Origin of the sequence: Paludibacter sp. (genome assembly GCF_009712605.1) — a bacterium.
Taxonomy (GTDB): Bacteria; Bacteroidota; Bacteroidia; order Bacteroidales; family Paludibacteraceae; genus Microbacter.
Genome location: NZ_WASO01000003.1, coordinates 357085 through 383772 on the forward strand (window position 1 = coordinate 357085; position 26688 = coordinate 383772).

Here is a 26688-nt window from a genome sequence, read left to right on the forward strand (position 1 = left end):
ATTTGGTTGTTATTTGCTGAATCTCCGTCTCAGAAGATTTGCCAGCAAATTCATAATTAGTACGATGGCAATCAGGACTATTGCCGTACCGTAGGCCATCGGTCGGGTTGCTTCCAGATCGGTTCCGCTGGTAGCGATCACATACAAGTGGTAAGGCAGAGCCATTACCTGATCAAACACCGAAGTCGGAAGATGCGGCAGGAAATAAGCTGCTGCAGTGAACAGGATCGGCGCAGTTTCACCCGATACGCGGCCGATAGAGAGGATCAATCCTGTCATCACATTTGGAAATGCCGCCGGAAGAATTACCCTGCGAATTGTTGTGAGTTTGGTAGCACCGAGCGCCAGACTTCCCTGACGATAGGTGTCCGGTATAGCCTTGAGTGCCTCTTCGGTTACCCGGATGATAAGCGGTAATGCCAGTAGTCCCAGTGTAAACGAACCGGCCAGCAACGAATCTCCGAAGTGTAGTTTGTTCACGAAAAGTGACATACCGAACAGACCGAATACGATGGAAGGAATGCCTCCCAGGTTGTTGGTCATTACGCGGATCACTCTCACGATATGTTTGTTTGTTGCGTACTCGTTCATATAAATTCCCGACATTACGCCAATGGGGAAAGCTACCAGCATACTGCCGATAACCAGATAAAAAGTACCGATGATGGCCGGGAAGATTCCGCCTTTCGTCATTCCGTCTTTTGGAGCTGAGGTGAGGAATTCCCAGTTGATTACGCCGATTCCACGGATGACAATAAATCCGATGATGCAGAATAGGATTCCCACAACCAGATAGCTCATCAAACGGAAAAGAGAAAAGAAGATCGCCTGATTGGCCCGTTTTCCTGTAAATTTATTCTTTTGCATAACTCTATATTCTTTTCCGTGGTTACTGAACTTTGGGTTCTTTACGAATGATTTCGGCCCAGATGCTGATGCCAAGTGTCAGCACAAAGAGGATAGCACCAAGCATAAACAGCGCCTGATATTGTACGCTTCCCATGGCCGATTCGCCCAGTTCGGCGGCGATGGTGGCCGGGATGGTACGCACCGGTTCTGTCAGTGAGTGTGGAATCACGGCCGCGTTTCCGGTAACCATCAGCACTGCCATGGTTTCGCCGATAGCCCGACCGATGCCCAACACAATTGCGGCCATTATACCCGATGATGCATACGGAATTACGACCCGGTAGATGGTTTGCCAGTGGGTAGCTCCGAGAGCCAAACTAGATTCTTTCATCGCCAATGGCGTGGTGCGCATGGCATCTTCAGCTACAGTAATGATGGTAGGCAAGGCCATGATGGCTAAAACGATTGCGCCTGCCAGTGCTGTTTCGCCTACCGGTAGGTGAAAAATGCTACGTATGAGCGGGACAATTACGATTAGTCCAAAAAAACCGTAAACCACAGATGGAATACCGGCCAAAAGTTCGATTAGCGGTTTCAGTATTTTTCTGACGCGGTTGCTGGCTATCTCTGCGAGATAAATTGCGACAGCCATTCCAAAAGGCAAGGCAATAAGTATTGCTGCAATACTCACCCAAAGCGTTCCCAGAATAAGAGGAAGAACGCCGAACTGTGCTGCCGGTGTAGCGGTGGGAAACCACTCTTTACCTCCGAAATATTCTTTCAGGGTGATGGTTTCGGCAGGAAGGACGCGCCCCTGAAAGTTGATATTGATAAATTGTTCGGGGAAAAATGCCAAAGCGCCCGGCTTTGCTGCAATCGCCTCACTTAATTTCTGGGGCAAATGCTCAAAGTTAGCGCCGATTTCCTCTTCGGTATATTGAGAAGCAATATCGTCCATACGCAGCGGTTCGATAGGAATGTCGTCGCCGCCGACTTGTTTCCAGGACGTGATGTTGCCATCGAAAATTTCTTTTACTTGTTTGGGAGTAAGGTTTTGGATTTTATTGGAACGGTTTACACAAAGCACATAACCCTTCTCAACGGTTGATGACTTGAACAACCCCCAACCCTCAGTGAAAAGAAAAATACTGATCAGTACAATGACCAGAGTGGTGGTGCCGCCACTGAGGCGCAGCGTCCATTCTATAAGGGTTTCTCCAAAACGGTTTCTTTTTTTATTGAACACAGGATAAAATTTTGAAATTTATATCGTACAAACAAATCCTATTGAGGAAAGATAAAAAAGAGTCCAACGTTGCTCCAAGGTTAAAATCCTTGATCAGAACAACATCGAACTCACACACAACGAAATTTTTATTTTAATTCCAGATAACCAACTTTATCAACGATTGCCTGACCTTCTGCTGAGAGAATGTAATTGATGAAGGGTTTTACTTTCGCTTCCGATTTAGCTTCGTAGTAGAGGAACAACGGGCGAACGATCGGATATTTGCCACTCTTGGCATTTGCTTTTGTCGGTTGAACAAATGTTTTGCCTCCGTCATACGAAACGTGGATTTCTTTTACGCTACTGTTTGCATAAGCCATTCCAACATAACCGATAGCGCCTTTTGTCTGGCTAACCGATTGAATGATAGCTCCTGTGGCAGGCATACTCAGAATTCCCGATTTGTAGTTCTTGTTTTTCAAAACATGTTCTTTGAAGAATTCGTAAGTTCCGGAAGTCGTTTCGCGAGAGTAAGCAACGATCGGCATATCAGCACCACCAACCTGTTTCCAGTTTGTGATTTTACCTGTGAAAATACCTTCCAACTGTTCGCGGGTAAGGTTAGTTACCTTATTTGACGGATTAACCACAATCGAGAGTGCATCTTTTGCCATTACTACCGATTTTACAGCCTTGCCTCCGTTTTGCATTTTCATCTTTTCGTCGAATTTGATGCTACGTGATGCCATTGCCAAATCGGTTGTGCCTTCGATCAGAGCGGCAAAGCCGATACCAGATCCACCACCGGTTACTGTTACTTTGGTACCCGATTTTTTCATATACGATTCAGCCTCTTTCTGTACGAGAGGTAGACATGTATCAGAACCTTTTACTTTTTGTGCGCTTACCATTGAAGCAAACATCGCTACAAGAGCGAATGAAATAAGAATGCGTTTCATCTTAGAAATAATTTATAATTAAGCGTTTATAATGTACTATTGAAATATAACTCTCCGCAGAAACCAGGATAACCGATATGTCATTTCAAAACTTAAAGAATCGATCAACCTTTCGATATTTCCCGGAATACTAACAATAAATTCACCAATGTTTTTCGGAGCAGCAAGCTTTTTTTCAGCTTCGAATCTCCATGTAACTACCTGATTTTGCTGCAATACAAGTTCCATAATGTCGTAGTATCTTGTTAAACTATAAATCTTTTTTGCCTTGCGTCTTACCTTAATCAGCGATAACTTTTTCTATTGCAAAAGTAGAGTTGTGATGTTACGAAAATATTACAGAGGAGTAAAGATATTGTTGCCGGAAGAAAGCGCTGGAGAGTTTGTTTTCAGAGCGAAAAACTTAATTTCTAAATCTCTCGCTCTGATATTTGGTGTTAGAACTTGAATTGCAGGCGAACGGTAAACAAATTGTCAAGAATGTCTTTTGAGAAATCTGTTTTAAGATCAGCTGAAGCAAGATTTATTGATTTTTCGTTTTTTACATTTTCATAATATACCTGCAAGCGGAGAGCAGGGTTAATGCGCCAGAGAGCTCCGATTCCAAGTGTATTGTAAGCAATATCAGCGGATGTGGTTTTTACGTTATAAGAGGTCGCGGCTCCTATCTCGTTACCACTCACTTTGGTGTTCGGATCATAACGGTCGTACTTCAATACTAATGAAAAAGGCGATTGGCCAAGGTCCTGGATAAGAATGGCATACCAACCACTTGTATTTCGAATATAGGTGTCGCCTGACGGATTGGTAAATGAGTTTGGACTGGAACTGCTGGATGATGTTCCGGGTTGAGTTCCCCACAAATATTCGGCACGTAACTGCGTCATACCTAATGATGATTCAACACTGAATTGACCATCAAAACCATAGTATACACGTTTGGCGAATTGACTCTTGTTTGATGCGGAGTTATCTAATACAAACCCATTCCCTGTTGAGGTGTAAACGTTAACCGTACCTTGATAAAGGCCACCATTATAATAAGAAGCACCAAGTCCCCATTTTGCAGTAGAACCTATTGATTTTGAGGCAATAATTTGGCCAATGAAGTCCATATTGCTTTTGGTCTGAACGTTAATTGAGTTCCCCCCGAATAAACCACCCTGAATTTTGATGAAATTAAGTGGGGAGGTAGCTGCTGGTTGTAACACAATCATAGCTCCTAAATCCTGTTCGTCAGGGAACAGATTTTGTACTATGCGTGAACGTTCGGGAGATTCGAGAAGAGATGATGAATAAGCAACTTCATTACCAAAGGGACGGTCGAATACCCCTGCACGAAGAGCACTTGTACCGAACCATGGATCTTTAACGTTCAAAAAAGCTTTTTTTATCGAAACGGAGGAAATTCCGGTCGCCTTTGTGGTACTACCATTAGCTGATTCGCCAATATTTAGTTCGAATGTTCCGGAAGCAAGACCGCCATTATCATAAGTGAAATTGATGCGGCCACGACGAATTCCGAAACGGTTGAAGGATGACAAATTCCCGTTTTCAACAGTATTACTACCCCCAACCTTAGCTCCGGCATAAGCCTGTCCCCATTGCCATTGCGGTTGTATATAACCGGATATCTTCAGTGCATTTAATTTATCTACCGTACTACTTAAAGTTTCAACTTTTTGTTGAACCTGTTCAAGCGGAGTTGCTTCTTCTTCCTGAGCAAATGTAGTAAACGAAGCAGCAGCAAAAGCTGCAATCAAGAGAATCTGTTTCTTCATAAGAATTTAGTATTGGTTTCTTTTCAAGCGCAAAGGTCGTATACGGGTGTTACAAAACTATTACAACCGTATGAAGAAAAGGATAAACAACTTGCGTGTAAAGATAGTTCGACTTAGAGCAGAGTGTCTTTGTATCTTATTAATTAACAGAATAAAAAAGAGCCGAAACTCTCCTGTGAAAAGAAAGATCCGGCTCTTTGAAAATATCTGTAAGGTTGATTTCTACAGTTGCTTGGCTACTTCTGCCAGACGTATAAATTCGTGGCGGTAGCCTTGTGGATCGTTGCCCAATCCTTTGCGGGCAAGTTCTGTTACTTTGTCGTAAGTGGCGTCGCCTTTGAAGTCGGAGTCGCGGAGCAGTTGCGAAAACATGGCAACGGCTGAGGCAAAAGCAAAATCTTCACTCATTTTCTTGTCCCGATCGCTGGCCATTACGGGAACTTCCATTTTGATACTGGTATCGCTGTCAATTGGTTTGTAGCGCAGTTTTACTGTCATCAGTTCATTACTGTTGTTGGCGGTAGCTGTCGAAGCATTTGTCTTTTGATATTTGAGATCGTCCACGCCACCGTAATTATTTTTTACGCCTACAGGAATGATTTCGTAGAAAGCGGTAACGGTGTGGCCGGCTCCCAGTTCTCCGGCATCTTTTTTGTCGTCATTAAAATCCTCTTTGTTGAGTAGGCGGCTTTCGTAACCGATCAAACGATAGGCACTCACGTATTTTGGATTAAATTCCACCTGAAGTTTTACATCTTTGGCAACAGCATACATGGTGGATCCAAATTCACTGACAAGTACTTTGTTGGCTTCCTGCAGGTTGTCGATGTAAGAGTGATTCCCATTTCCTTTTTCTGCAAGAGTTTGCAATTTAGCATCCTTGTAATTGCCCATTCCATAACCCAAAACTGTGAGATAAACGCCGGTTTTACGTTTTTCTGTAATCAGACTTTCCAAATCATCGGTTGATGAAACGCCAACATTAAAATCGCCGTCGGTGCAGAGGATGATGCGGTTGTTGCCTCCTTTGATAAAATTCTTTTCGGCAATTTTATATGCCAGCTGAATACCGGCTCCACCGGCAGTCGAACCGCCCGCTTGGAGGTTATTCAGAGCTTCTGTAATTTTTTGTTTGTCGCTTCCCGGGGTGGAAGGCAATGCTTCACCAGCTGCTCCGGCATAGGTCACAATAGCCACGCGGTCTTTGTCGCGGAGGTTATTTACGAGCAACTTTATGGAAGCAATAACCAATGGTAAACGGTTGGCACTGCCCATCGATCCCGAAACATCGATCAGGAAAACAAAATTGGAAGCCGGAAGGTTTTCCGAAGGAATCTCTTTTGCTTTCACTCCAATGCGAACCAAAAGATGATCTTTGGCCCAGGGACAACTCTGTGTTTCAGTCAGAATATTAACAGGATGCTTACCCGTAGGATTCGGATAGTTGTACGAAAAATAGTTGATGCACTCTTCGGTACGGATCGAATTCTTTTCGGGCTTCTGTCCGAGATTGATCATCCGGCGTATATTGCTGTAGGAGGCAGCATCCACATCCAGCGAAAAAGTTGAAAGAGGATCGGCTTTCGCATCTTTGAATCGGTTTTCAGCAAACGATTTGTACTCTTCATTCTTTTCGGAGTTGTAGTCGTAAGCCGGGGCTGGCGAAGGATAATATCCGCTTTGTACCTGAACACCGGCTACACTGCCACACATTGACTTCATCTTTTGAACGCCATAACCAACCACCATTACCTCACTAAGCGTCTTGGTGTCGGGTTGCAAAGCCACATCGATTCGGATTTTGGTTGCTTTAATTTCTTGCTTTATATATCCGATATAGGAAAATTCGAGTTTCTTGCCTTTTTCAACATTGATAGAATATTGACCGTTGGTATCGGTAAGTGTACCGACATTGGTTCCTTTTATTGTAACGGAGACTCCTATCAAAGGTGAATTATCGCTGGCATCGGTTACTTTGCCGGTAACGGTTAGAACTTCGGCATTGGCAAATCCGAAAGAGATGAGGAATAAGGCGAAACAAATGGCCTTCGTGCAGGTTGTTTTCATAGTTGTATGTTTTAATGGGGTGAGAAAATAGTTTTCTTTTCCCTATAGATGCTCCTGCATCCGAAATTCCATAAAAGATTTTCTATTTTTGTGTAACTTTTTTTGAAGCACCCGGAATCCATTGAAAATTAAGCAGACATATAAAGATTGGAGTGACGAGGAGTTGCTTGGGCAATTTGGAAACACTTCGCGACAGGAATTTCTGGGTGCGCTTTATGCCCGTTATATTCCGTTGGTGTACGGATTGTGCCTGAAATACCTCCGTCAACAGGAGGATGCCGAAGATGCCGTGATGCATATTTACGAAGAACTGCAACGGAAAGTGGCTAACTTTGAAATTGATAACTTCCGAACCTGGCTCTACAGCGTAGCAAAAAATCATTGTCTGCAAATCCTGCGACGCACGCAGGGACAATTATTTCAGGAAATCGACGAGCGCGTTATGGAATCGGATGAATTTGAGCATCTATTAGATACGGACGAAGATATTGAAAAAGATAAAGCGTTGAATTATTGCCTGGACACCCTTTCAGTAGAACAAAAAGCCTGCGTCGTACACTTCTTTTTCGACGATTGGTCGTATGCCGATATTGTAGAGAAAACAGGCTTTGCGCTAACGAAGGTGAAGAGTTATATTCAGAACGGCAAACGCAACCTGAAACTCTGCATGGTAAAAATTCTGGATTGCTGATATGACATTCAAAGAGTACATACAAGGTCGTAGGAAAGGAAAAGAAGCCAACCGGATTGAACGGCAGGCTATGAACGATCCATTCCTGAACGATGCTATCGAGGGGTTCGATAGCGTTGAGGGAGACCATGTCTCAGCTCTTGAACGACTCGAAGGCAAGGTGCTTCGGAGTCAAAATCACCATCGGCGTGTCATTGTCTATTGGGCGATGGCGGCTTCTGTTTTGTTGTTGATAGGTTTCGGATCGCTGTTCCTGTTGCAGCAAAAGCCCGAAACACGCTTGCCGGAAATAGCTACAGTTTTACCGAAAAAAGTAACTCCGTCTGCTGAGGAACAAAAAAGTGCGGTTCCTGAGTCAATTTCCCGAACGACAACTTCTTCCAAATCTAAAACCTTAGCGGTTGCCTCTCCTCCGGTTTCTCCGGAAACAATAACCAATAAAGCTCAGGCGGAATCGATTCCGGAACCAGCAATGACTCCTGTACAATCAGAAGTTTCGGCGGCTAGTCCGGTGAGGATGTCAAGAATGTTGGAAGGCAAAGTGGCCGGATTGCAGCTTGAATCGGCTGAACTGCCAATTAACAGGCTTCAGGGGAAAGTGGTGGATGAGAAAGGAGAGCCGCTAATAGGAGCGTCGGTAAAGGTAAAAGGTACAAACGTCGGTGCTGTTACCGATACGAATGGATATTTTCAGCTGCCTCAAAACGTTTCCGATTCGGCTAAATTAATTGCAGGTTATCTCGGATATGAAAACAAAGAAGTCAACATTGCCGACAAGCCGGTTTCTATTCAGTTGCAACCCGACCAAAAAACATTGAGTGAAGTGGTGGTGGTTGGTTCTGTACCTCAAAAGAAAAAAAATGTCGTAGGATCAATTGTAAAGATTGCCTCGGGCGAATTCGGAGAAAAAGAGTTTTTGGAGTATTGTAAAAATGTCGGAGCAAAAAATCTTTGTGGAGAACTGAAGACAAAGGTGAAAGTTTCTTTCAATATTTCTAAAGAAGGGTTCTCTGTCAATGTAACGATTAAGAAAACTACATGTATGGCAGCCTCTCGCGAAGCGGAACGATTACTCAGCTCTTCACCAGTTTGGTCGAAAAAGAATCGAAAAGTAACATTAACCATAGAGTGGTAAAACAAAAACGGATGACATATTGCCATCCGTTTTTTGTATCTGTTAGCGATTCTTTTTCCAACCGCCCCTTTCTTTCTTCTCGTGTTGGAACTTGCGTTTTTTTGCACCCTGATAACCTTCGGGTTGAGCACGTTCTACTACCATCTTGCGATCAAGTCCTTTGATCTTATTTAGAGAATTGATCACGATCTCGGCCGATTGTTCTTCTACTTCGATAAATGAGAAGTTTTGCAGAATATCTATCTTGCCGATTTCTACACGGCGAGGTACGTTTTCGTTGATGATGTCTATGAAATGAGCAGGGAAAACGCCATCGGTTTTGCCATAGTTGACAAACAAACGGGCAAATCCTGCACCGCCGGAACGTCTGTCGCCGCGTTCTCCTCTTTCGCGTTTTCCACCTCTTTCATCCGGGATGTCCAGTTCTGTTGCATCGCGGTAATATTCGAACATGCGGTTGAATTCCAGCGAAACCAGGCGTTTGATCAAATCTTCTTTTGTCAACCAGTCGAGTTTGCGGAAAACGGAAGGAAGTAGTTCTGCAATCTCTTCTTCGTTTACCTTTACTTTTTCAAGTTTATCAGCCAGATTGATGATCTGTTTTTCGCAGATGGCTTTACCGGTAGGAACGGTACCTGCTTCAAACTGTTTCCCGATTTTCCGTTCGATATCGCGCAGACGGTTTCTCTCTTTGATATGGATAATTGCAATGGAGATTCCTGTTTTGCCCGCACGTCCCGTACGTCCGCTACGGTGATTGTATATATCGCTGTCTTCCGGCAGCCCGTAGTTGATTACGTGAGTCAGATCATTTACGTCCAGTCCGCGAGCAGCCACGTCGGTAGCCACCAAAATCTGGAGGTTGCGGATGCGAAATTTTTGCATCACAAGGTCACGCTGTGGTTGCGACAGGTCTCCGTGAAGAGAGTCTGCATTGTATCCGTCACGAATCAGAGCATCGGCAATTTCCTGTGTCTCTTTACGGGTACGACAGAAAACAATTCCGTAAATATTTGGATAGAAGTCCGCTATTCGTTTCAATGCCAGATATTTATCTTTGGCATGAACCATATAAAAACGATGTTTTACGTTGTTGGTGCTCTCGTTACGGTTGCCCACCACAATCTCCTGTGGATTGTTCATGTAGTTTTTGGCAATGCGGGCAATTTCGGGCGGCATGGTTGCCGAAAAAAGCAGGGTATTACGGTCTTTGGGGATTTCGGCCAAAATAGCATTGATGCTTTCGGTAAAGCCCATGTTGAGCATTTCGTCAGCTTCATCCATCACCACGTTGCGGATGGCTTCCAGTTTGACGGTTCCACGCTTCATCAGGTCGAGCAGACGACCCGGTGTGGCAACGACGATGTGTACGCCTTTGCGCAGAGAGCGGATCTGGCTTTCGATGCTGGAGCCTCCATACACCGGAAGCACCTTCAAATCATTTATATATTTGGAGTATTCCAATAAATCGTCGGCAATTTGTAAGCAAAGCTCACGGGTAGGGCAGAGGATCAACGTTTGGGGTTGTCGTAACTTAACGTCGGTCTTTTGAAGTACCGGAAGCCCGAATGCAGCTGTTTTGCCCGTTCCGGTTTGAGCCAAGCCGACGACGTCGTGCTCGTTGTTGAGTAAAACCGGAATTACTTTTTCCTGAATGGGCATCGGTTGCTCATAACCTAATTCGCTGATAGCTTTCAGTATGTCCTCTCTTATCCCTAATTCTTCAAATGTCATTTGTTGTAAATTAAAATTCATGCAAAGGTACGCATATTATTCCAGATGGCAAGTGAGTGAGAAAGTTAGCAAACTCACTACCTAACCACCTCACTTTCTCACTATCTCGCTCTCTAAAAAAATATCCCCGACGAGTACTCCAACCGGTCGGGGATCCAAGACCCAAAAAGTGAAAAAGAAAAAAGAGAATTTACCTATTAGCTGAAGCAAAGGTAGATTCTCTTTATTGCGAAAAGATAAAGACCCGATAAAGATACTGTTTCGTCTGCTGTCTTTATTTATTTGTGAAGCGAAAATACAAATTCCAGTCCTCCTCCGTTTTTGTTTTTTACCGTGATGGTTCCTCGGTGAAGTTCGACGGCATTTTTTACGATAGATAAACCCAAACCGGTGCCACCGGTCTTACGCGAACGTCCTTTATCAACACGGTAGAAACGGTCGAAAAGGAAAGGAAGATGTTCCGGTGCTACGCCGATGCCGTTATCGGAGAAGGAGAAATGGTAGCATTTGGCATCTTCTCCGGTGAGCGTGAGATTGATTTTTATATTTTCGCCGGCATAGGCAATTGCATTGTCAATCAGGTTCCTGAAAATAGAATACAGTAGAATGGAGTTGGCTTTGAGCCAGATATCTCCCCCGAATGAGGTGTAGACTTCAATATTCTTTTCTTGTAGTTTGAGTTCCACATCGTCTAACACCGTCTGGACTATCTTGTTTAAATGAACCGGTTCCATCTGTACCGATTGAGGAGCTTCATTTATTTGATTGAGCATCAGAATGTCTTGCAAAAGAGAATTTAAACGTTCGGCCTGAGCATGGCTGCGTTCGATGAAGAAACGTTGGCGTTCCGGAGCAATATCCGGATTATCGTGCAGCGTTTCCATATAACCGATGATGCTGCTGAGCGGAGTTTTCAGCTCATGAGCCACCTGGTGCGTCAAGCGACGGCGTACCATGGCGTCATGTTCTATTTGTTCTCTGTTCAGTTTGATGGAAAATTTATTCGAGATGTAAAACAAAACGGCAGCGATGATAAAGGTCAGTGCCAGCCAAAAATAGAGGAAAAGATTGTCAGGACGCAATAAGGAAGAGATGTTTACATCATACGGTAAGGAAGAACGCACGTAGCAATTACCAAACTTTGTAGCATGATAATAATAACGTCTCTGATTGGTATGTGATGTACGGATATCCGATCCGGCTCCATTTTGCAGCGCCAGTTTTACCTCTTTGCGCGAAAGATGGTTTTCCATGTGAATGACATCCTGAATGGCATTATCGTAAACAACATGTCCTTTGAGGTCGATGATCGTTACCCTTACATCGCTGTGCGGAAAAATTGCAATGAGAGAATCTATATGAGCCAATGATCCGTTTTTACTTTCAAAATAATTGTACACCATATCATTGGTATCCCCCAATAAGGTGTTCAGCATGTCGGCCTTGTATTGCTTCTCCCGGTTGTATTGGAACGCGAGCACCGCAAACGAGAATATAAAAAACAGTGGAATATAATATTTGAAAAGTAATTTCTTCATAACCGATAGATTGATAAATTCTATAAAAAGCAATATCCGTATCCGGAACGTGTTACTATGTTTTTGCCATAAGGCTCAATCTTCTTTCTCAATCGCGTAATATGCACATCAACCGTACGATCGGTTACATATACGTCTTCGGTCCACACCTGTGTTAAAATGCTTTCTCTGGAAAATACCTTGGTGGGATTCTGCACGAAAAGTGCCAGTAACTCAAACTCGGTTTTTGTCAGTTCAATGGATTTGCCGGCAATGTTCACCTGTTTGGCGTTGAGGTCAATTTCCATCGTTTCAAACCGAACAATTTCATTAGTCTGAGCATTACCTGAACGTGTTCTGCTAAGTACCGCTTTGATGCGGGCTGCTACAACCTTAATGGAAAATGGTTTGAGAATGTAATCGTCAGCTCCTGTGTTGAATCCCGTTAATATATCATTTTCGGTTACCCGAGCCGTCAGGAAAATTATCGGAATATGTTTTGTTTCCGGTTTGGATTTTAGCAACTGAGCCAGCTTGAAACCGCTCATTTGTCCCATCATCACATCCAGTAAGAGTAAATCGTACTGTGCCAGGTTTTTCGTCAGGGCTTCTTCTGCCGAGTTGGCAATATCTACTGTGTATCCTTCACTTTCGAGGTTAAACTGTAGAATTTCGCAAAGATCGGGCTCGTCTTCAACGATTAATAATTTATAGCTTTTTTCCATTCACTTATAAGATAATTATCGTTGCAAAAGTAAGGATAAATCTTTCGCTTGGTGTTAAGAAATGATGAAGAAATGACTTTTTTGTTGATTATGATGTGGTTATGGATGGCTTATGCTCGCCCGTATTATCTGTTCTGCCCGACATTCTGATATGAGGCCGGATATTCTTAGTCTGTGGTAATTTGTTTATATTTGTGAAATACATATTTATACCACTTATGTTACATTTTTCGGAAATAAAGAAGCCTCTTTTTGTCACATCCTTTGTCTTCAGGTTGCGGCAACTGAAAATGCAAAATCTTCTTGTGGTGATTTTTGTGTTTATTTTGATAAGCGGCTTTGGCATTTATAAACTGTTGATTAATTCCGAAAGTGTATTCTCCCCCGCAATCGATAAGTCAATAGCGCTTTTTTATAAAGAGAATCAGAATCAGCAGGTATTAGAAGAACTCAAAAAAGTTGAACATGAGAAGCCGGATAAAACGAATATGATCATGTGTCAGATTCTGAAAGCTGCGGCTTATTGTGAAATGAAAGAGCTAGAGAATGCTTCACACATTCTCAATAGCATTGATATAAAAGAAATCAAGGATGACCCTCGGCTGCAATTTTGGTATACCAGTGTCAGGGGGCTCATTTTATTTCGGATGGAAAAGTATTCGGCTGCATATAAGGAACTTACTCAAACACTCCATGGGCCTTTTTCAGAAGAGAGAGGTCTTGCTCTGAATAAGCGCATTCTGGGGCGTCTATGCTTTGAATCGAAAGCTTACAAGCAGGCAATAGACTGGTTGGTACAGTCGTCACAGCATTTTCTCCGTGCCGGATTAATCAAAGGCATTGGTATCAACGAGCGTATTATTGCCCGATATTATTTTCGGAATGGCAACCTTCCGGAGGCTTTTATTCATTTTACACGATCAGAAACAGAATTGAAAAAATCGGATGATAAGGAGGAATTGTTCTATTTGTACATTGATTGGATTGATTTCTATGTAAAGAAACAGGATTTTGATGAAGCACTACGATATGCATCTCTTGCTTTCCAAAATAGCCTGAAACTGAAGAACAATAGTCTGGTTGCTTTGGCTCTTAATAATTATGGTGAAATTGAAATTCATCGGAACCGGTTTGACAATGCGATCGGTTATCTCCGAAAAGCATTGGTCTACTATCCGGATTATCGGTCGCAACGAGGACGTATTATCGCATCGTTGGATTTGTCTCAGGCACACGCAGGGTTGAGCCAGATGAACGAGGCATTGAAGTATGCTCAACAGGCAGTTTATTTTGTTGCTAATAGCGGGCAGATGCAGCTTCAGGAAAATGCCTTTGAAGCTCTGGCTCATTTGCATGAAAAACTACATAACGATCATCTGGCTTTTTGCTATCTTGATTCAGCCATGCAGTTAAAAGATTGTTCCAATTCGTATGTGTCAGACTTAAATAAAGCATATCAATACTCTAAGGCAGGATTGGATAGTATGACTTTTAAAGTGATGACACTTCAGCAAAGTCGTAAAAAGCAGCTGATGATTGAGTTGCAGATATTGGCGGTTCTTCTGATCATTATTACATTGTTATTCGTAACTTTCCGTTTGGTGAAGAAAAAGAATGCAGCTTTGGTAAAGAAGAATATGGAACTGCTGGAAGAACGGAAGCATTATTCTGCTCTTTTGCAACAGAATATGGCGATTAAGAAAAAGAACAGAAATGAAACTGATTGCGAGAAATTGGATCTTCTTTACGGGAATCTCATAAAATGGTTGGAAGAGGACAAAAGATTCACGCAAAGTGACATTTCATTGGATGTAGCTTCGAAAGAACTGAATACAAACAGGGATTATCTTTCCAAAGCCATTAATGAGCGCTTTGGCAGGTTTACCGATTTGGTAAATAAATATCGTATAGAAGAAGCAATTTCGTTGTTGTCTGATTCTCAAAAAAAGACATCGCAGTACAAACTCTCAATCATAGCCGCTCAAGTCGGATTCAACTCCAGTTCAGCTTTTATTGAAGCATTCAAGAAGCAAACACACCTCACTCCGGTGCAGTTTAGGAAAAATATTACTCAGTCTTTGTAGATTTTTGAAGCAAATTGATTTGCTGAATATCAGTTTGTTATAATTTTTGATTGATAAAATCAAAATTGTAATATTTGCTACAATTTTCTTTTATTCTTATTTTTGTCCGCTCAGCAATTTATAATCTTCATAAGAGGTAAATTCTGAGTATACAGTGCGGTCTTAGTACGGAGTTTAGTTGTGTATACCCCGTTCATAGTTAATAAGACTGTATTGTGTCGATTTTGGTTAGTGGAATTAGTGACGACGCGATGTCGCTTCTTTTTTCAGCACAAAAAAGGTTGCCCATGGGCAACCTTTTTCTTTGTCATGGATATGATAAATTTATTATTTGAGAGCAAATGAAATTGGAAGTGTGTATTTGACGCGTACCACCTGACCTCTTTGCTTTCCCGGTATCCATTTGGGCATCGAGTATAATACTCGGCATGCTTCGGCATCGAGCAAAGGGTCGATACTTCTGACAACTTGTACGCTACTGATTGACCCGTCAGTTTCTACTATGAACTGGCAGATTACACGACCCTGGATGCCCTTTTTCTGAGCTTCCACCGGATAGCGTATGTTTTTTCTCAGAAACTCCTGAACAGGACCATCTGCAAATTTCGGCATATCTTCTACTACAGTAAATACTTCTGCGGGTCTTTTGCTTGTCTGTTGATCGTTGGTTTGAGGTGCTCCGTATCCAACCACCACTACTTCGTCAACATTATTCGCATTTTGTTTATCTTGCCCTGCCGGCTGTGCCTCGTTAGTATTTTGAGCAGAGGCTTTTCCTTGGTCTGCTTGTTGCGCCGGAGACTTTGATTGTGTGTCAGTTTGTTGCGTTTTTGCTTTAGGTGTCGCTACTAGATTTTCTTTTTTTTGTTTAGTCACCGTTTGGGTCTCAACAATTTTGGTTTGGGCAAAACCAACCATAATAAGACATGCCAATGGAACGACCATTAGGCTTTTCAGACTCGCGAGTTTGTTGGATTGTTTTTGTTTCATGATTTTAATGCGTTTAAAGATTAATGGAAAAGAAAAGTGTAATGCGATCGGGTTTAGGTGATGTCCTACACTGTATTTTATGAGAAGTTGGAGATACTCGTCCTTCAATGTCGTGTTTCGGAATGTTTGATGATCGGCAATGAATTCGCAGTTTTCCTGTACGGCTTTTGCATAAAGCCATGCAATCGGATTGAAAAACTGGAGAATACAAACAGCCTTTGTCAGCCATAAATCCAAATAGTGTAATTCATTGGTATGCGTATATTCATGAGCAAGAATCAGTTCGCGTTCCTGGTTTGAAAGACTTTCGGGGATAAAGATATATTTGCCAAACGAAAAAGGAGAGTGAAATGTCTGTGTATGAATCAATACGTCACTTCCTCGGTGCTTCCTGATCTCTTTCAGAATGGGAGCAAGATTGATTGTAGTCCTGATTATGAAAAAGGCAAGACAGATTCCGTACAACAGGATCGCTGTATTTTGAATAATTTCCCGGAACGACATCGTTGGCTCGGCCTGTATCGTCGGAATTGTTGCAATAACCGGCACTGAATCCTCTACACTGGCGATTGTGTAAACGGTATGATAGACGACTATCAATGGCATTATTATCGATGCAAATACGCCGGTCAGTAAAAAGAATCGGTTGAATTTGCAGAAGGTTTCTTTGCGGAGAAGAAAATGGTACACCACATAGAAAGAGCACAGCCAAAGCACTGATTTGAGTAAATAATCGAATAGTGGGTTCATGGTAAGATATGTTTTAGTGATCGATGTCTTTTTTAATTTGGCTCAGCAATTCGTCAAGTTCAGTCATCGACAAATCATTTTCTTTCACAAAGAAAGAGGCCATGGAAGCAAATGACCCGTTAAAATAGTTGTGGATCATGGCAAACATCTGCTTCTTCGTATATTCTGCTTTCGCTATTTTTGGAAAATACAGGTATGTTCTGCCATAGGCCTTGTGAGCAACGAATCCCTTTTGCTCCAGAATGCGTATAACGGTGGACACCGTATTCCTTGATGGCTTCGGGTCAGGAAATGCCTGTCTGACATCCTGCACAATTCCTTCTCCCAGGTTCCAAAGGATTTGCATCACTTGTTCTTCTGCTTTCGTTAGTTGCGTCATAGTAGATTTATTTTTTACAAACATACGACTAAAAATATAGTCATGTCAAGTTTCGGGAGTTAAAAATGACTAAAAATATAGTCAATATCAATCAGAGCTATTTCTTTTGTCTGATATTCAACTGTTTAATTGAGAATTGCGGATTTATATTCCGACCTTGATATTGTTCTTAAACAGAAAATCGATAAACAAAGACTGAGGAGTTAGTTGGGGACCCATCCGTTCTGCAATGCGGAATTGTCGGAGAATGGATAGACCCGGAATCTGGAGGATTTTTAAGGATCTTGCTTTTACCTCTTTTCGTATGGCAAATCTAGATACGAAGGCAATGCTGTCGTAGTAATCCAGAAAGTGCTTAATAGCTTCTGTGGCTCCCAGATGTGCCGCGGCATGCAGCAACGAAGCATCAATGTTGTTTTGAGAAAAAGCCTGCATCAGGGTTTCAAGGGTGCCGGAACCCTCTTCGCGCAGGATGATGGGGGCCGAAATTAATTCGGCTACGCTTATGGTGTCTTTTTGAGCATAGACACTTTTTGCGCCTGTAACTGCCACAATTTCGTCTTTTGCAAATGCCGTATACCTCAATTCCTGTATGCCGGAACTATTTTCGACCAAAGCGACATCAATTTCGTTGTTAATTAAAAGGGATTCAACTTGTTTCGAGTTTCCGGCAACCATTGAAAGCGTGACTTTGGGATAGCGTTTGTGGAATTTTGCCAAAAGTTCAGGTATGACATATTGAGCAATGGTAGAACTGGCGCCCAAACGAAGCGATCCTTCACTTTCACCCTTTAGAGAACTAAGTTCAAAATCGAGTTCGTTATACAGATTTTAATTGTCCCTAACCGATTGTATAAGATTTCTCCTGCCGGAGTTAAAAAAATCTTGTTCCCTTTTCTGACAAACAAGGCTATGCCCGTTTTTTGCTCCAGTTCATGAATGTGTTTTGTCACTGCCGGTTGGGATATGTAAAGGCTTTCGGCAGCCTTGGTAATGTTAAGTCGTTCGGCCACTGCCATGAATACTTTTTCTCGGTAATCCATACTGAATAAGTCTGTTTGAATCTTGCGTACAATCGCAGGAATTGAGGACAAAAATACAACTTTTGTATCAGGATTTTATTTGTTATTTTTGTAGCTTAAAACTGATGTGCAAAAATGAGAAAGCTACACATAGTATTTGTCGGTCTGTTATCTTTTGTATTGTCCTTTGGCACAGTGTTTGCTGCTGGTTTTACGGTCACCATTGATGCTGGTCATGGAGGAAAAGACCCCGGTGCTATCGGCTCTTTTGCGAAGGAAAAGAATATTAATCTGGCTGTTGCGTTGAGAGTCGGTAAGATTATCGAAAGCCGGTATCCGGATGTCAGGGTTGTTTATACCAGAAAAACGGATGTGTTTATTCCTTTGGAAGAAAGGGCCGCGATTGCAAATAATGCTCATTCAAATTTATTTCTTTGCATCCACACCAATTCATCTCCGAGTCCGGCAGCTTCAGGATCAGAAACATACACGCTTGGATTGGCAAAAACTCAGGCAAACATGAACGTCGCGCGTCGTGAGAATGCTGTGATCTTGTTGGAAGATAACTACAAGCAACGTTATCAGGGATTTAACCCGAATTCGACAGACTCTTACATCATGTTTGAATACATGCAGGACAAATATATCGACCGCAGTGTTCAATTTGCATCTGACATTCAAACTCAATTTGCACAAAAGGCCAGCCGATCTGATAGGGGAGTGCGTCAGGCGGGTTTTTGGGTATTGCACCGTACAGCAATGCCCGCGGTTCTCGTCGAAGTTGGGTATGTTTCAAATAAAAACGAGGAGGAATTCATTTCGTCTGAAGCAGGACAGGAACGTTTGGCAGAGTCAATAGTTGCTGCTTTCGGAAAGTTCAAACATGAGAACGACCGTCGTTCCGGTAAACTGCAAGTGGCGGCAGATAGAGAAGATACCGTTTCTGCAGCAAGACTCGATCGGCCGGCTAAACAAGATTCAACGCGACAAGAGTCGGAAGATAAACGAACAACGAAAAAGAAGAAGAAAAAGAACACCCAACAGGTTGTAGAAGAAGCTCCGAAACAGGAAATAATACCTGCTCAAAAAGAAGCACAAGAGACTGTCGGGGCTGACGCTTTGGTATTCAAAGTACAGTTTTTTACCTCACCGACTAAGGTGCGTAAAAATAGTTCGAAGCTCAAAGGAGTGAAGGATGTGGATTTTTATCAGGAAAAGGGGGCTTATAAGTATACGACAGCAGAATCGGAAGATTATAACCAGGTCGTGAATTCTTTCAAACAATTGCTGAAGACTTTTCCGGATGCGTTTATTGTGGCATTTAAAGGAGGACAGAAAGTTCCTTTGCAGGATGCCATCAAACAATGGAAAAAGCAGAAAAAATAACAACGGTAGTATGCCGATAACAAGGATAATATACATTTTATGAACAAAGAATTTTTATCAAAAAGCCGGGAGATACGTATCGGAGTGATCGTAATTATTGCTATCGGCTTGCTCTTTTTTGGATTGAACTACCTTAAAGGAGTAAATATTTTCTCCCCAACAAACTACTATGTTGCCATCTACAAAAATGTTGACGGACTTGTACCTTCCAACGCGGTTTACATTAAAGGCTATAAGGTAGGTCAGATCGATAAGATAGTCTACGATTTCAATCGCGACAGCTCGTTTATGGTGTACATGACAATCAATAAAGACTTGAAGCTTCCTAAAGGAACAAGGGCAGAACTGGCTGACGAAGGGTTAGTTGGAGGTAAGCAGGTCAACCTGGTTTTGGGGCCGGCTTCCGAAACGTACTATCATTCGGGCGATATTATTGAATCATCAGTTCCGGTTACATTGATGGAGACCCTGAAAACTGGGATTGTTCCTAATCTGGAAAAGATTGTACCCAAACTCGATTCTCTCGTTACCAACTTAAACAAGGTGGCATCCGATCCTGCAATCGGAAAAAGCTTGGCTTCGATACAACGTACAACTGCCAATCTGGATGAAACATCTGCCCAGTTAAAATCTATGATGCATAAAGATGTTCCTCAGATTATTACCAAGGTTAACAAGATTACCGATAATTTTGCTTCTGTGAGCGATAATTTGCGGAATGCCAACTTCGCAGCTACAATTGCCAGCATTAATCATACATTGGCCAATCTGGAGTCGGCAACCGGTAAACTGAACAGTAAAGATGGAACTTTAGGATTGTTGCTTAACGACAAGACCTTATACGTCAACCTGTCGAATATGACCGGCAGTGCCAACGATCTGATGGTTGACCTGAAAGCTCACCCAAAACGTTATGTTCATTTCTCTGTTTTTGGGAAGAAAGATAAATAAACCCTATTTGACAATGCGATAATTTGAAAATGTGCCAATTTTACGGCAGATATCATTTTCAAATTTTCAAATCCTCAAATTTTCAAATTGAACAACATGGATTTTCAAACATTAAATCTCAATAATCCGGCTCCGGCACAGAGTGTGACTGGAGCAGCCGAACAAGTACGATGCCTTATTATCGGTTCGGGACCTGCCGGATACACGGCAGCTATTTATGCCGGTCGCGCCAATCTGGCTCCTGTTTTGTATGAAGGAATGCAACCCGGTGGCCAGTTGACAACTACCACTGACGTGGAAAATTTTCCTGGTTATCCTTCCGGAGTGGACGGCAATCAGCTGATGGCAGACCTTCGCGAACAGGCTGCTCGTTTTGGAGCTGATCTTCGTTATGGTGCTGCTACGGCTGCTGATCTTTCATCTTCTCCTTACAAAATAACTATCGATGGAGAAAAGCTGATTGAAGCAGAATCGGTGATTATTGCTACCGGAGCTTCGGCAAAATATCTTGGTTTGCCCGACGAACAAAAATACGCTGGCTCGGGTGTGTCGGCTTGCGCAACCTGCGATGGATTTTTCTATCGCAAAAAAACGGTTGCTGTGGTCGGGGGTGGCGATACAGCCTGCGAAGAAGCGTTGTATCTTTCTCACCTTGCATCAAAAGTGTACCTGATTGTTCGCAAACCTTTCCTTCGTGCTTCCGTTATCATGCGTGAACGGGTGATGAATGCCCCGAATATTGAGGTGTTGTTCGAGCATGTTACCAAAGGCTTGTTTGGTGAAGGTGTAGTGCAGGGTGCTACTTTGGTGAAAAAGCCAGGCACAGCCGAAGAGGAAGAAGTGAAAATTGCCATCGATGGCTTTTTCCTTGGTATCGGTCACCAGCCAAATACCGGTATTTTCAAAGAGTATCTCGAATTGGACGAAAACGGATATATAGTTACCTTGCCAGATTCTCCCGCAACTAAGATCCCGGGTGTGTTTGCTGCCGGCGACGTGGCAGATCCGGTTTACAAGCAGGCGATCACTGCTGCGGGTAGCGGTTGCAAGGCTGCGATTGAAGCTGAACGATATCTCTCCTGTAAATAATTTACAAACGCCGGTTGATTTTCATCCGGCGTTTTTTTATATCTTTGCTCAAACGGTATGGTATGAAACACAAAATGCACGAAATCGGGATGGCGCTGAGTGGTGGTGGTATAAAGGCCATTGCCCATTTGGGGGTACTTCAGGCAATGGAGGAACATGGCCTGAAGCCCGGGATTATGGCGGGAGTAAGTGCCGGAGCCATAGTGGGGGCACTTTATGCCGATGGACATTCTCCCCGCGATATTGCGCTCTTTTTTCAGGAATCGAAATTTCTTCAATTGGCCAAGGTGGCGGTTCCCCGGAAAGGTTTTATATCGTCAACCCGTTTCTATAGGGCTATAGGTGGGATGCTTCGGGCACAGACTTTTGAGGAGTTACCAATGCCGTTGGTGATTAATGCCACTGATTTTTCGGATGGCAAGCCGGCTTACTTCAGTTCCGGGCCACTCCTGAAGGTGATCATTGCCTCGTCGAGTATTCCTGTTGTGATGAATCCGGTGGAGATGAACGGGAAACAGTATGTCGACGGAGGAATCTTTTGCAACCTGCCGGCACGAGCTATCCGAACTCATTGCCACAAACTGATAGGAGTACATGTAAATCCTATTACAACAGTCAAACCACTCACTTCTATTATCGAAATTGCAGAACGAACTTATCATCTGACCGTGCAATCGAATACAGTAGAAGAAAAACAGGTGTGTGATCTGGTGATAGAACCGGCAAAAGCCCGTGAATTCGGAATGTTTGATACCTCCAAGAGTCTCCATATTTTTGATATTGGTTACGAGGCCGGAATGCGGGCTCTCGACAAACACAGGAAAAAACTCGAGAAATAGGCATTTGATAAAATACAAACCGGCCGGTACAAAATCAATTCGTACCGGCCGGTTTAGTTTATCGAGCTATCAGATTGTCTTGGTTCTTGGCTCTTGGTTCTTTTGTCTGTATCAGATTCCCAACGATTTTTTCACCGCGTCTACCTTTGCTTCTGCAGCGGCATTAACGGCGTCGTATTCGTCGCGACTGTTCAGTGTACCGCGTACTTCGACGTAGAATTTGATTTTCGGCTCGGTTCCCGAGGGGCGTACCGAAATTTTGGTGCCGTCGGCTGTGAAGTATTGCAGTACGTCGCTGGTAGTTGGCATCACCAGATCAGTAATCGTTCCAGCGGCAACGTCGGTTTGCTTCAACGCTTTGTAATCTTTGATGAAGGCAACAGGCGATCCGGCAATCTCTTTCGGTGGGTTGGTGCGGAAATCGCTCATCATCTGCTTAATTTCGTCAGCTCCCGATTTGCCTTTACGAACAATAGAGATTCCTTTTTCCTTGCCAAAACCATATTCGAGGTAGATGTCCTGAATCATTTCGTAGAGCGTTTTGCCATTGTCTTTAGCCCAAGCTGCAATTTCGGCCATTAACGAGCAGGCAGAAATGGCGTCTTTGTCGCGTACAAAATCCTGTGCAAGGAATCCATAACTTTCTTCTCCGCCTCCGATGTATTGGCGTTTACCCTCGAATTCACGAATCACGGCCGCAATCCATTTAAATCCTGTGTAACAATCAAAGCATTCAACACCATTTTTCTCTGCGAGTTCTTTGATGATTTCGGTTGTTACAATTGTCTTCACTGCAAATTCACTACCTGTGATTTTACCCAATTCTTTCCAACGACGGATCAGGTAATACATGAAAATAAGAGCCGTTTGGTTTCCATTTACCAAGATCCATTCTCCTTTGTCATTTTTTACAGCGATGCCAAGACGATCAGCATCAGGGTCGGAAGCCATCACAATGTCGGCATCCACCGCTTTTGCCTTGTGAATCGCCATGTCGAGCGCAGCCGGTTCTTCGGGATTAGGAGAAACAACGGTCGGAAAATCGCCACTTACCACATCTTGTTCGGGAACATGAATTACGTTAGTAAATCCAAGTTTGCCAAGCATGCGCGGAATTAACTGCCCGCCGGTACCATGAATAGGAGTATAAACAATTTTCAAATCTTTGTTGCGGGCGATAGATTCCGGAGACAAAGAGATCGTTTTGATTTTGTCGAGGTAAATACTATCAATTTCTTCTCCGATAATTTCGATCAGGGCAGGGTTTCCTTTGAATTTTATTTCGTCGACGTTTTTGATATTTTCTACCTCTTTAATCACATTCACATCGTGCGGAGCAATCATTTGTGCACCGTCGTTCCAATAAGCCTTGTAGCCATTGTATTCTTTCGGGTTGTGAGAGGCAGTGATTATAATTCCGCTCTGGCAACCCAGGTGACGAATGGCAAAAGATGCTTCCGGGGTAGGGCGAAGATCTTCAAACAGATACACTTTGATGCCATTGGCAGAAAATATATCGGCAGATATTTCGGCAAACTTGCGGCTGTTGTTACGGCAGTCGTGCCCAATCACTACTTTAATTTCGGGTAAAGAACCGAATTCTTTTTTCAGGTAGTTTGACAAACCTTGTGTTGCTGCACCCACCGTATATATGTTCATGCGGTTAGTGCCAACACCCATTATTCCGCGAAGTCCACCAGTTCCAAACTCAAGGTCTTTATAAAAGGCTTCGATAAGGTCTGTTTTGTCAGAAGAGGCTAACATTTTTCCTACTTCCTGTTTGGTAACTTCGTCATAGTTGCCGGTGAGCCACTGTTGAGCTTTTTTCTCAACTATCGCGAGTAATTCTTTGTCTTCCATTTACATATTTGTTTTGAAAATTTCGGGTTAAATATACAACAAACAACTAATTCTCACAATATTCGCTTTTGATTTTTATGATTAAAAAATTGTGCAGAAGTCTCGGGTTCTGTTACAATTTTGTATATTTGCAATAACAACCCTTGAGGCATATTAGAGACGAACAAATCTATAACTGCTTTGAAATGTGGGAGAAGCTTAAAACGGTAAAAATTCATATTTAGTAAAATGTAATATAAACCCGATTTTGGTCTCCTTGCTTGGTTGCTCTGGTTGACAATTAAAAAACAAATTATATTCACATGAAACCAACATTGTTTTTACTGGCTGCAGGTATGGGTAGCCGCTACGGAGGTCTGAAACAATTAGACGGATTAGGACCTAATGGCGAAACTATCATGGATTATTCGGTTTTTGATGCCGTGCGTGCCGGTTTTGGGAAAATTGTTTTCGTTATTCGTCATAGTTTCGAAAAAGACTTTACAGAACAAATTATTGCTAAGTATCGCGATATCGTTCCTGTTGAAGTTGTATTCCAGGAAATCGATTATGTTCCCGAGGGAATGGACTATAACAAGGATCGCGAAAAGCCATGGGGAACCAACCACGCTCTCCTGATGGGAAAGGATGCGATTAAAGAACCTTTTGCGGTAATCAATGCTGATGACTTTTATGGAAAGGAATCGTTTGAGATTTTGTATCAATTCCTGATGAGTGTTGAAAACAAGCAGAACGAATACTGTATGGTTGGCTATCGTGTGGGAAACACTCTTTCAGAAAGTGGTTCTGTTAGTCGGGGTGTTTGTACTACCGATGCCGACGGATACCTTACTTCAGTGGTGGAAAGAACCAGTATCGAAGAAAAAGGAGGTACAATTGTTTTTGTCGACGAAAAGGGTTTGGAAAACAAACTGGAATTCAATACTCCAGTATCGATGAATATGTGGGGTTTTACGCCAGACTATTTCAACTATTCGGAAGAGAGTTTTAAAAACTTTCTACAGACAAAAGGTCAGGAGCTAAAATCTGAATTTTATATTCCCACAGTAGTAAATGAACTGATAGTTGCAGGCAAGGCCACATGTAAGGTATTGGATACTCCTTCGAAGTGGTTTGGAGTTACCTATGCGAACGATCGCCCACAGGTGGTTCTCAAAATTAATCAGCTGATTAAAGAAGGTGTTTATCCTCAATCTTTGTGGAAGAAATAAGAATATACAATATTATATATAAGAAGGCATAAAAACCAATTGTGTTTATATGCCTTTTTCAATTCAAATATAAATGGGAAAAGTAATTGTAACGGGAGGAACCGGGTATATCGGTTCACATACGGTGGTTGAACTGCAGCAAGCCGGCTACGAGGTGTTGATAATTGATAATCTGTCCAACTCTAACGTAGAAGTTCTGAACGGAATCGAAATTATCACCGGAATACGTCCTCAGTTCGAGAATCTTGATTGTCTCGACTATGTTGGCCTCGATCGTTTATTGTCAAAAAACGAGGGCGTAGAAGCGATTATTCATTTTGCAGCAAGCAAAGCTGTCGGCGAATCAGTGGAAAAACCACTCCTTTATTATAGGAATAACTTGGTTTCCCTGATGAATCTTCTCGAATTGATGCCGCTTCATGGAATTAAGAATATTGTATTCTCTTCTTCATGCACCGTTTATGGGCAACCGGATAAACTGCCGGTAAGCGAAACCGCTCCGATTAAGCCGGCATTATCTCCTTATGGCAATACGAAACAGATCTGTGAAGAGATTATTCGCGATACACTTCATGCCAATACAGGGCTTCGGAGTATCTTGTTAAGATATTTCAACCCGATAGGTGCGCATCCATCAGCGTTGATTGGAGAATTGCCCAATGGAGTTCCGAATAATCTTATTCCTTTTGTTACACAAACGGCCATCGGGTTGCGAAAGCAATTAAGTGTTTTCGGCGATGATTACAATACACCGGACGGATCTTGCATTCGTGACTATATAAATGTAGTAGACCTGGCAAAAGCACACGTTGTGGCAATGAAGCGCATGATCGAGCAAAAAAGCAAGACTCGTCTCGAAACTTTTAATCTCGGAACAGGACGTGGATTGTCCGTTTTGGAGCTTCTGAAAATATTTCAGGAAGTAAATCAGGTGGAAGTGCCTTATAAAATAGTTAATCGTCGAGATGGAGATATTGAACAAGTATGGGCAAATCCCGACAAAGCAAACAATGTTTTGGGGTGGAAAGCGCAGGAAACTGTCGAAGATACGCTAAAATCAGCTTGGAATTGGGAAAAACATTTGGCCGAAAAGCGGAAATAGCAACTATATTCTGTCTTCATATTGGGAGTAAATGACTAAAAAGCCTCTTGCTTTACAAAAAGAAGGAGGCTTTTGTTGTTTTTGCACGTGCAAATTCCTTTTTTCTTACCCTTTTTTGATGTCCGAACATGAAAAATTTCGGATATTTTTGGCTGCATTGCGAAAAACACGACCAATTTCGGATATATTTCCGGGAAATAATAGGATTAAAAGACAGCAAAAATGGGGGGATTCTTCGCTGGGAATGATAAAGGATCGTAAAACCTCCGTTTTTTCTCGACTTATAACTGAACACATATCAAACGGATAAGGGTGAGGAGTTCTTTTTATATCAAAAAG

At 42.6% G+C, this 26688-nt stretch carries 23 protein-coding genes; 9 read left to right on the plus strand and 14 right to left on the minus strand.

The features are described from left to right. Nucleotides 1–9: 9 nt before the first annotated feature. From pstA to F8N35_RS05570, 5 genes are all read right to left on the minus strand, one after another. Nucleotides 10–867: a phosphate ABC transporter permease PstA gene (gene pstA / locus F8N35_RS05550; protein ID WP_293050339.1), complete on the minus strand. Its 858-nt coding sequence runs from the start codon at nt 865–867 to the stop codon at nt 10–12. A gap of 22 nt (nt 868–889) precedes the next feature. Continuing rightward, nucleotides 890–2095, minus strand: a complete 1206-nt coding sequence (gene pstC, locus F8N35_RS05555; RefSeq protein WP_293050340.1) for a phosphate ABC transporter permease subunit PstC — start codon at nt 2093–2095, stop codon at nt 890–892. 128 nt (nt 2096–2223) lie between these two features. Continuing rightward, nucleotides 2224–3036: a phosphate ABC transporter substrate-binding protein gene (locus tag F8N35_RS05560; protein WP_293050341.1), complete on the minus strand. Its 813-nt coding sequence runs from the start codon at nt 3034–3036 to the stop codon at nt 2224–2226. A 437-nt stretch (nt 3037–3473) separates the two neighbouring features. Then, nucleotides 3474–4817: a hypothetical protein gene (locus F8N35_RS05565; RefSeq protein WP_293050342.1), complete on the minus strand. Its 1344-nt coding sequence runs from the start codon at nt 4815–4817 to the stop codon at nt 3474–3476. Nucleotides 4818–5039: 222 nt separating this feature from the next. Further along, a complete protein-coding gene (locus F8N35_RS05570) occupies nt 5040–6884 on the minus strand; it encodes a von Willebrand factor type A domain-containing protein (RefSeq protein ID WP_293050343.1) in 1845 nt (614 codons plus the stop codon). 121 nt (nt 6885–7005) lie between these two features. Here F8N35_RS05570 and F8N35_RS05575 point away from each other — a divergent pair, with 121 nt between their 5' ends. Both F8N35_RS05575 and F8N35_RS05580 read left to right on the plus strand, forming a co-directional pair. Next, complete coding sequence (locus F8N35_RS05575; RefSeq protein WP_293050344.1) at nt 7006–7575, plus strand: sigma-70 family RNA polymerase sigma factor; 570 nt, start codon at nt 7006–7008, stop codon at nt 7573–7575. Between the two features lies 1 nt (nt 7576). After that, nucleotides 7577–8710, plus strand: coding sequence for a carboxypeptidase-like regulatory domain-containing protein (locus F8N35_RS05580; RefSeq protein WP_293050345.1), 1134 nt, complete (start codon nt 7577–7579; stop codon nt 8708–8710). A 42-nt stretch (nt 8711–8752) separates the two neighbouring features. On the opposite strand, the gene F8N35_RS05585 is transcribed toward F8N35_RS05580, so the two are convergent. From F8N35_RS05585 to F8N35_RS05595, 3 genes are all read right to left on the minus strand, one after another. Beyond that, the gene (locus F8N35_RS05585) at nt 8753–10444 is read right to left on the minus strand and encodes a DEAD/DEAH box helicase (RefSeq protein ID WP_293050346.1); all 1692 of its coding nucleotides are present in this window, start codon (nt 10442–10444) and stop codon (nt 8753–8755) included. 278 nt (nt 10445–10722) lie between these two features. Then, nucleotides 10723–11982 (minus strand): ATP-binding protein, encoded by a 1260-nt coding sequence (locus F8N35_RS05590; RefSeq protein WP_293050347.1) that lies wholly within the window; start codon nt 11980–11982, stop codon nt 10723–10725. Nucleotides 11983–12002: 20 nt separating this feature from the next. After that, on the minus strand, nt 12003–12686 hold the full coding sequence (locus tag F8N35_RS05595; RefSeq protein WP_293050348.1) for a response regulator transcription factor: 684 nt from the start codon (nt 12684–12686) through the stop codon (nt 12003–12005). A 290-nt stretch (nt 12687–12976) separates the two neighbouring features. Here F8N35_RS05595 and F8N35_RS05600 point away from each other — a divergent pair, with 290 nt between their 5' ends. Continuing rightward, a complete protein-coding gene (locus F8N35_RS05600) occupies nt 12977–14770 on the plus strand; it encodes an AraC family transcriptional regulator (protein ID WP_293050349.1) in 1794 nt (597 codons plus the stop codon). A gap of 327 nt (nt 14771–15097) precedes the next feature. On the opposite strand, the gene F8N35_RS05605 is transcribed toward F8N35_RS05600, so the two are convergent. The 4 genes from F8N35_RS05605 to F8N35_RS05620 form a co-directional block, all read right to left on the minus strand. Further along, nucleotides 15098–16510 (minus strand): M56 family metallopeptidase, encoded by a 1413-nt coding sequence (locus F8N35_RS05605; protein WP_293050350.1) that lies wholly within the window; start codon nt 16508–16510, stop codon nt 15098–15100. A gap of 13 nt (nt 16511–16523) precedes the next feature. After that, on the minus strand, nt 16524–16889 hold the full coding sequence (locus tag F8N35_RS05610; RefSeq protein ID WP_293050351.1) for a BlaI/MecI/CopY family transcriptional regulator: 366 nt from the start codon (nt 16887–16889) through the stop codon (nt 16524–16526). 144 nt (nt 16890–17033) lie between these two features. Next, the gene (locus F8N35_RS05615) at nt 17034–17717 is read right to left on the minus strand and encodes a LysR substrate-binding domain-containing protein (protein ID WP_293050365.1); all 684 of its coding nucleotides are present in this window, start codon (nt 17715–17717) and stop codon (nt 17034–17036) included. Beyond that, complete coding sequence (locus F8N35_RS05620; protein ID WP_293050352.1) at nt 17681–17932, minus strand: LysR family transcriptional regulator; 252 nt, start codon at nt 17930–17932, stop codon at nt 17681–17683. Before F8N35_RS05620 ends, F8N35_RS05615 begins: the two co-directional genes overlap by 37 nt. A 114-nt stretch (nt 17933–18046) precedes the next feature. Between F8N35_RS05620 and F8N35_RS05625 the strand changes: the two genes are divergently transcribed. The 4 genes from F8N35_RS05625 (at nt 18047) to F8N35_RS05640 (ending at nt 22176) form a co-directional block, all read left to right on the plus strand. Continuing rightward, nucleotides 18047–19297 (plus strand): N-acetylmuramoyl-L-alanine amidase, encoded by a 1251-nt coding sequence (locus tag F8N35_RS05625; protein ID WP_293050353.1) that lies wholly within the window; start codon nt 18047–18049, stop codon nt 19295–19297. A gap of 39 nt (nt 19298–19336) precedes the next feature. After that, complete coding sequence (locus F8N35_RS05630) at nt 19337–20248, plus strand: MlaD family protein (protein ID WP_293050354.1); 912 nt, start codon at nt 19337–19339, stop codon at nt 20246–20248. A 96-nt stretch (nt 20249–20344) separates the two neighbouring features. After that, a complete protein-coding gene (trxB, locus tag F8N35_RS05635; RefSeq protein ID WP_293050355.1) occupies nt 20345–21337 on the plus strand; it encodes a thioredoxin-disulfide reductase in 993 nt (330 codons plus the stop codon). 62 nt (nt 21338–21399) lie between these two features. Continuing rightward, nucleotides 21400–22176 (plus strand): patatin-like phospholipase family protein, encoded by a 777-nt coding sequence (locus F8N35_RS05640; RefSeq protein WP_293050356.1) that lies wholly within the window; start codon nt 21400–21402, stop codon nt 22174–22176. Nucleotides 22177–22287: 111 nt separating this feature from the next. Here F8N35_RS05640 and F8N35_RS05645 read toward each other — a convergent pair whose 3' ends face one another. Beyond that, nucleotides 22288–24036, minus strand: a complete 1749-nt coding sequence (locus tag F8N35_RS05645) for a phospho-sugar mutase (RefSeq protein ID WP_293050357.1) — start codon at nt 24034–24036, stop codon at nt 22288–22290. A gap of 302 nt (nt 24037–24338) precedes the next feature. Between F8N35_RS05645 and F8N35_RS05650 the strand changes: the two genes are divergently transcribed. Together F8N35_RS05650 and galE are read left to right on the plus strand one after the other, a co-directional pair. After that, nucleotides 24339–25247 carry a nucleotidyltransferase gene (locus F8N35_RS05650; protein WP_293050358.1) on the plus strand — a complete coding sequence of 303 codons (909 nt, stop codon included), beginning with the start codon at nt 24339–24341 and terminating at the stop codon, nt 25245–25247. Nucleotides 25248–25320: 73 nt separating this feature from the next. Beyond that, a complete protein-coding gene (galE, locus tag F8N35_RS05655) occupies nt 25321–26349 on the plus strand; it encodes a UDP-glucose 4-epimerase GalE (RefSeq protein ID WP_293050359.1) in 1029 nt (342 codons plus the stop codon). Between the two features lie 105 nt (nt 26350–26454). Here the strand turns inward: galE and F8N35_RS05660 are convergent. Continuing rightward, the coding region (locus F8N35_RS05660) for a hypothetical protein (RefSeq protein ID WP_293050360.1) at nt 26455–26688 on the minus strand (234 nt) is incomplete at its 5' end.

Bases quoted from the DNA above. Each gene is read 5' to 3' on its own strand.
- pstA (WP_293050339.1), bottom strand. From the start codon at position 867: ATGCAAAAGAATAAATTTACAGGAAAACGGGCCAATCAGGCGATCTTC.
- F8N35_RS05560 (WP_293050341.1), bottom strand. From the start codon at position 3,036: ATGAAACGCATTCTTATTTCATTCGCTCTTGTAGCGATGTTTGCTTCA.
- F8N35_RS05565 (WP_293050342.1), bottom strand. From the start codon at position 4,817: ATGAAGAAACAGATTCTCTTGATTGCAGCTTTTGCTGCTGCTTCGTTT.
- F8N35_RS05570 (WP_293050343.1), bottom strand. From the start codon at position 6,884: ATGAAAACAACCTGCACGAAGGCCATTTGTTTCGCCTTATTCCTCATC.
- F8N35_RS05580 (WP_293050345.1), top strand. From the start codon at position 7,577: ATGACATTCAAAGAGTACATACAAGGTCGTAGGAAAGGAAAAGAAGCC.
- F8N35_RS05585 (WP_293050346.1), bottom strand. From the start codon at position 10,444: ATGACATTTGAAGAATTAGGGATAAGAGAGGACATACTGAAAGCTATC.
- F8N35_RS05590 (WP_293050347.1), bottom strand. From the start codon at position 11,982: ATGAAGAAATTACTTTTCAAATATTATATTCCACTGTTTTTTATATTC.
- F8N35_RS05595 (WP_293050348.1), bottom strand. From the start codon at position 12,686: ATGGAAAAAAGCTATAAATTATTAATCGTTGAAGACGAGCCCGATCTT.
- F8N35_RS05600 (WP_293050349.1), top strand. From the start codon at position 12,977: ATGCAAAATCTTCTTGTGGTGATTTTTGTGTTTATTTTGATAAGCGGC.
- F8N35_RS05605 (WP_293050350.1), bottom strand. From the start codon at position 16,510: ATGAACCCACTATTCGATTATTTACTCAAATCAGTGCTTTGGCTGTGC.
- F8N35_RS05610 (WP_293050351.1), bottom strand. From the start codon at position 16,889: ATGACGCAACTAACGAAAGCAGAAGAACAAGTGATGCAAATCCTTTGG.
- F8N35_RS05620 (WP_293050352.1), bottom strand. From the start codon at position 17,932: ATGGATTACCGAGAAAAAGTATTCATGGCAGTGGCCGAACGACTTAAC.
- F8N35_RS05625 (WP_293050353.1), top strand. From the start codon at position 18,047: ATGAGAAAGCTACACATAGTATTTGTCGGTCTGTTATCTTTTGTATTG.
- F8N35_RS05630 (WP_293050354.1), top strand. From the start codon at position 19,337: ATGAACAAAGAATTTTTATCAAAAAGCCGGGAGATACGTATCGGAGTG.
- trxB (WP_293050355.1), top strand. From the start codon at position 20,345: ATGGATTTTCAAACATTAAATCTCAATAATCCGGCTCCGGCACAGAGT.
- F8N35_RS05640 (WP_293050356.1), top strand. From the start codon at position 21,400: ATGAAACACAAAATGCACGAAATCGGGATGGCGCTGAGTGGTGGTGGT.
- F8N35_RS05645 (WP_293050357.1), bottom strand. From the start codon at position 24,036: ATGGAAGACAAAGAATTACTCGCGATAGTTGAGAAAAAAGCTCAACAG.
- F8N35_RS05650 (WP_293050358.1), top strand. From the start codon at position 24,339: ATGAAACCAACATTGTTTTTACTGGCTGCAGGTATGGGTAGCCGCTAC.
- galE (WP_293050359.1), top strand. From the start codon at position 25,321: ATGGGAAAAGTAATTGTAACGGGAGGAACCGGGTATATCGGTTCACAT.